1 protein-coding gene is annotated in these 6,506 nt (G+C 33.3%); it reads right to left on the reverse strand.

Going from position 1 to position 6,506, the window contains the following annotated elements; translation table 11 throughout:
- Positions 1 to 346 precede the first annotated feature (346 nt).
- Positions 347 to 6,340, reverse strand: coding sequence for an NPCBM/NEW2 domain-containing protein (locus tag NEH75_RS11465; protein ID WP_262948888.1), 5,994 nt, complete (start codon positions 6,338 to 6,340; stop codon positions 347 to 349).
- Positions 6,341 to 6,506 lie beyond the last annotated feature (166 nt).

Here is a 6,506-nt window from a genome sequence, read left to right on the forward strand (position 1 = left end):
TGTATTGACAATTCGTCATATTGAAAAAACCTAGTAGCTAAACTACTAGGTTTTTAACTATATAAAAACAGAGAAATAATCTACATTTTCAGAATCATCCTCAGTTTCTAGTCCTTTTTAAGTTCAAGGCCAACTATCGTCCAGGGGTCACCTGGCGATTATCAAAGATAATCTAATCCTCCACTGCTAGGGAATGGGTCACCTACGATTTCTGAAAGAAATCTAATTCCCTACTATTAGGGCTTGGGTCACCTACCATTTTCGAAGAAAATGTATCTACCGTTAGTAGGGCTTAAATTTTCTATGAAGAAAATTTATCTGGACTTATATAAATATATTTTTAGTGCTATTCTACTCTAAACATATATAAGACTTGAGCTTGGTAATTATCTGCTTCATTTTCATATGCGATAAATACTGAGTAACTCCCTGTTTCGTATGAAGTGGTATCAAATGAGATTACACCATTTTCATTCATACTTGTTGCTAAATCAATAGGCATTTCTGTAAAGGTTTGATTATGACGCACCATAATACTCGATGGAATAACACGCTCACCTTGACGGTTAATTACTTTATGATCAATAGACACTTTATTTTCTGTACGCTCTAACATTCCTCCCTCAATAATTTGCCAATCTGCAACAATTTTTGTTAGTTTTGTTAAATCTTTTAAGGGAGATAAATCTGTGACTTCAGCATGAGGGAACTCAAGGCTCTCTAAGTTTTTAGCATATTGTAATCCCTCTAAATTTTTAACACGATTACTTAACGTAAGTGATGTTAAATTTAATAGATCACCTACTGTTACTTCATTTTTTTGAAGGTTTAACGTTTTGATTATTTCAGCTTTTAAGTAGTCATCTTTAATCCCAACCACTTGATTTAAATCTTCTGATTTTTCTAATTGATTAATTGCAGTTTGAAGTTTTTCAATCATTTGATCGACTTCTGGTTGAAGTGTTGCATTTTCTACTAATGCTTTTGCTTGCTCTAAAGTAGTTTGTAACTGTTCAACACTTTCAGACGTGTAAGCTGATAAGTCCATCTCTTCTACAGTTGTAATTAATTGAACTAATTCATCAAAACTAACAACCTTTTCTAGTTTCTCGTAAGCTTCTTGTAAAGTAGCTGTTAATTGATTGATTGTTTCTTGATTATATCCCGCTGCTAATTGTGTAGTTACTTCTTGAAGAACTTGCATTAAGTTTAACCACGATGATTCAGTATAATCAGAAGCCGTTAGTGAGTCAATTTCTTCTAATAAAGTATCTAATGATTCACGGTTAATTTCTTCACGTTCACTATTAGCAAAATGAAGTTTTGTATCTCCCCATGTTGCATGGTCTGATCCGTCACCATTTCCACCATCTGTCACCACAAGTTTTAATTCTTTCGCACCTGCTAAATTAACCTCTACATACTGTTGTGGGTCTCTTGAATTCATTAATCCGCTATCAAACTGTTTTTCCCCATCAACATAAACTTGAAAAACAACACTTCCGACTGAACCATACATTTGACGATCGACCCCAACATATGAGCTGAAAAATTGATAATCTTTATCGCTTAAATCATAGATAATCGTTGACGTTGAATGAGCACCAATTCCGTGTTCATAAGTCGCTACTGATCCATCTTCATTTGTTAATCTCAAGGTATTTCCACTTGCAGAGATATCTTTTTTCGCACTTCCATAACTTTGATTTGCTGATTTCCAGTCGTAATCTGTTAGATACGTAAAATCATTCATATCAACGACTGAAATCGTACGAGTTTTTTCAACTTGATTCCCATCTGAATCTGTAACAGTATAAGTAATTGTATATTTTCCTGGACAATCGAAGTTAACGTTTTCTGCTCCTGATACTTGTACTGATGCTGTTAATTCTCCATCTTCAGCATCTTTTGCCGTGTATGTACCGATAATGTCTTCTAATTTTTGTCCTACTTTCACAGCTGCATCCTTTGGAATTGTTAATTGCGGTTTGGCATTATTTGTAATTAATTTCGGATTAGCGATTATAGCATGGTCTGACGTATTTCCATTCCCTGCATCATTTATCTCAATTACTAATTCCTTAACTCCTTTAACTGGCACATCGACAGATACCATATTATCGGCATGTTTTAAAATTGGCGTCTTTGCTAAAACTTGACCATCTGCAATAACCTTCACTTGTAAACTTGAATTTAATTGAGAGGCAATATTCATGTCTACCCCAATTAATGCTTCAAATCGATCATAGGCTAAATCTGTTAAATCATACGTTATTTTTCCATTCGCATGAATTCCAAATCCTTGTTCAAAGGTTTGAATGTCACCATTTATACGACCTTTAATATTTTCATTTCGTCGTGGTGTTCCCCATACTGTTTCAACATCTGTCCATTCAATATCTGATAAATAGTCATAGTCACTAACCACTTCGACTTTAATAGTTTTAGCCGTTGTCATTCCTTGATCTTCGGCCATGAAAGTGACTGGATAGATTCCTTTTTGACTCATATCAACTGAATGATTAACTGTTACTGCATTCGTCATCTCTTCACCAGTATATGTATAAGCTTTTGCAAGATTCATCGGTTCAAATGCCTCATTTAATTTGAATATTACCTTTTCTTGACTAGTCATAATTGTCGGCGCTAATGAATGAAGATGAACTTCTTCACCTGGATTTAACTTCTTATCATAAGGAATTACCTTGTACTCAACCGCTTCTCCAACTTCAGTCGTTGTATCAATAAAACTATTTGTTGAAGTAAATCCGATTAATTCTTCATCTTTAAAAATCTCATATCCTAAAACATCAGCGGCAACATCAGCATTTACTTTGAATACTAACTGATTATGTTCACCATGCGTTAAACGTTCAACCACTAATCCTGTCTCTTTTTCAAAGCCATTTCCTTTATATTCAATATAGTCATAATTTGCATACCACGTTTTAACTTCTGGTTTTTTATATTGGCTGACAAATTCTTTTGTCTCATCTGAAACAAAGAACCCATGGCGTTCAAAATGTTCAGTTAAATCTAACTCTAACGCAATACTTGAGTATTTTGCTAATTGATTTAATTTATCGTTTGCTGAATCTTGTGAATCTAATACAACATTGTTCTCACGATATTGTCGATTAAGTTTAGCCCAATAACCAGGATAAATCATTTCTAATTGCCAAAATACTGCTAAATTTTCAAAGTATGAACCTGAATAATACTCATTATTATCTTTGGAAATTACATTTTTATAAATATGACTTTCAAATGGGATACGCTTATCTGGTTTATTATAGTAATACGATGAATTCTGTGGAATCATGTTATTTGTAACTTCTCCGATTGTTCGAACTCCAATATCTAATCGATGACCCATTTCATGGTCAACACCCCAACCACCGACACTCGTTAACATACTAACCATAACATCGCCTTGAACCCCGATATGATTTGTATAAGCATACATATATCCAAATGGTTGAGCTAGACGAATATTTTCACGCGTATACTTCACATCATTTAATTCATTGCTACCATCCAATCCTAAATATTCAAATACTAAATCCATGTGGTCATTATACATGTTTACAGTTTGAAGTGGACTAAACTCTTGGTTCACATAGGCTTCATATGCTCCGGTTGCTGTTCCCGTGAATACTAAGTGATCAGATACAATTTCAACGATATCAATCATTTGACGATCCATCACATCTGGATTCGCTCTTTTATCTGCATCTAATCGTGCTTTATAATCTTTTAATAACTGTAAAAACTCTTGCTCATCTGTATTTTTATCCATCATTGGAAATACTTCAACACCTTTAGCAAATCGGATAACTGGTGACTTTCCTTGTTGCTCCTCTGTATAAGGATTAACAATATATACCGCTCCACCTGGTGTTACTGAATGATGATACCACCCATCATTTTGAGTAACCTCTGGAACTGTAATGACATTTTTTCCAGCATGTAAACTAACCGTTCTTCCCCAGTTTGCAAAACTTCCCTCTTGCTGTGAGAAAAACAATTGAGGTAATGGTTTTCCTGGTTCAGCATCAACATAAACAACAACTGTATCACCTGGTTTCGCCAACACTCCAGTTGGTTGATTGTTATTTCCAAATCCAAACTTTAAATTCTGATTAGTGTGTGCATTTCGGTCACCGTGCTGCTCTACAGTCACTGTTTTTACCGTTTGTAATTCATTATTAATAATATCTTTTGCTAATTGAATATCTTCTTGATAAACAGAAGCTAATGGATGCTCATTCACTTTCTCCTCTAAAGCTTCTAATTTTTCAATTGTATTAAAAGCTTCAGATACTTCATTCATCAGTCCATTTGTAAATAGATTTTTCATTTGATCTGCAGTAGTATCTTGCTTATAAACACGGATATCTCCAATAGATGCCCAATCTTGATAGGCTTCTTCAAAAACAAATTTAATACGCTTTGCTTTTGTTGAATCAAACTTGATTTGTAACATGTCATTTGTCACCGCATAGTGACCTTCCGAAACTTTTTGAAAATTATCTCCTGTAGTAACTGGCGATATATAGATACTAAATTTTGTTGGGAATCCTTTATTAATCGTTCGAGGTTTATAAGTTAAACGATCAACTTCTACTGCTTTATCTAACGTTAAAATAACTTCGTTTTTAAATGTATCACTATTAGCAGTCCCAGTTTCCCAATGCGTTGTGATATCTTCATCAATTGCATATTGAAGTAGAGCTCCTGGATAATTTCCACCATTATTACTAATTGCAGAAATAGGCACACGGAACATCTCATCATATTGTTTGATATATTCTGTATAAAATGGTGTAAATTTACTTATATTAGAAGTTCCCAATTGGATAGTACCAAATTCTATTAACTCTTTAGCAATGTTCAACTTTTCCATATACTCATCAGCAAATGGATGATTTTTTACTTGTTCAGTCAATGATTCTATCATTGCAATTGTAGCAAATTCCGGGTTTAATTCACTCATAGTCTTATCTATGAATAAGCGATCCATTACTTCAGAGATACTATCTGGTTTATAAATTCCAAACTCAGAAGCAATTGCCCAGTTTTCATATCCTTCTGTAAACACAAATTTAATACGACGTGCATCTGTTGGATTAAATAAAATCTCCATCGTATTTTTTGTATCAATCGCCATCTCTCCAGCTGTTACTTTTTCAAATGTATCACCTTGAGATGTTTTTGAGATATAAATTTCAAATGCTTGGGCATATCCTCTAGAGTGATTATTTGAATACATTAAGCGATTAATTGTTGTTAATTCTTCTAATGTAATAATAACTTCATTCGTATGGCTTGAACTATTTTGAGATCTCGAATGCCATCTTGTATTGATGTCATTATCCATTGCATTTAAAATGCTATGACTTGCATAATGACCACCATTCGTCGTGATACTTGTGATTTTTTCAGAAGGCACTTTATATAATGCATCATAAGCCTCTAATCTCTCATCATCAAAAGAAGTAAACGTTGAAATCATCGCATTCATATAGTTAACTTCTGTTAATTCTAATAAAATTCGAGCATTAGCAATATCCTCTTTAAAATCATCATAAAATGGATGTTGCTGTGCAAGAACCTCAAATTCATTTAACTTCTCAATGGTATTAAATTCTTCACTTAGTTCATTTTTAGACTCATTCGTAAAAATGTGATTCATTTGATTCAGAAGTGCATCTTCTTTATAGAACCAAAATTCTGATGCACTGGCCCAATCTTGATTAGCTGATTTAAAAACAAATTTAATTTTTTTAGCTTGAATCGTATCAAACTTAAACTCCATCATATTTCCTGTTGTAGTATGACTTCCAGTAACAGCTAATCGAAAATCATCATCTTCCCCAGACAACGAAGCATAAATTTCAAATTCATTTGGGAATCCTTTTCCTTTAGCTACATCTTGTCGAGTGGCATAAACAATACGATCAATAGATTTAATCTGATTAAATTCAATAATCACTTCATTGATAAATGAGGAAGTATTTTTTGTTCCAGTTTCCCAATGAGTTGATAAATTATTATCAAATGCTTTATCTAACGAACTTGAATTATATTGTCCCCCATTATTTGAGAATGAGACTATCTCATCTCGTGAGACGCGATACTTTTCATTGTAAGCATTAAAGTTATCATAGCTATTTAATGCAAAGCCTCTAACAATCGCTTCACTCACTTTATTTTCTTTAGTTTCTTCTTCTGAAACTTTCACTTGTGTTTGCCATTCATTGGCGAATACACTTAGTGTTGGCGAAAAATTTGAGATAATTAGTGATAATGCTAATACACTCGGTAAACTTTTTTTCATGATCTTACCCCTTTTTCTTAATGATAATTCGAAAGTGATAAAAAACTACTCATTTCTCTTATTGCTTATATAAGCAAGAAGGGTACCACGCCTAAGAATAAAAAAACTACCTATAAAAGGTAGTTGCCATCTTATTTCAATATCACAAAAAAACGGTTCTATAATA

The sequence above is a fragment of the Turicibacter sp. T129 genome (assembly GCF_025594975.1).
GTDB classification, from domain to species: domain Bacteria; phylum Bacillota_I; class Bacilli_A; order MOL361; family Turicibacteraceae; genus Turicibacter; species Turicibacter bilis.

Excerpts from the sequence above, each read along its gene's own strand:
- NEH75_RS11465 (WP_262948888.1), bottom strand. The coding sequence starts at position 6,340 with ATGAAAAAAAGTTTACCGAGTGTATTAGCATTATCACTAATTATCTCA.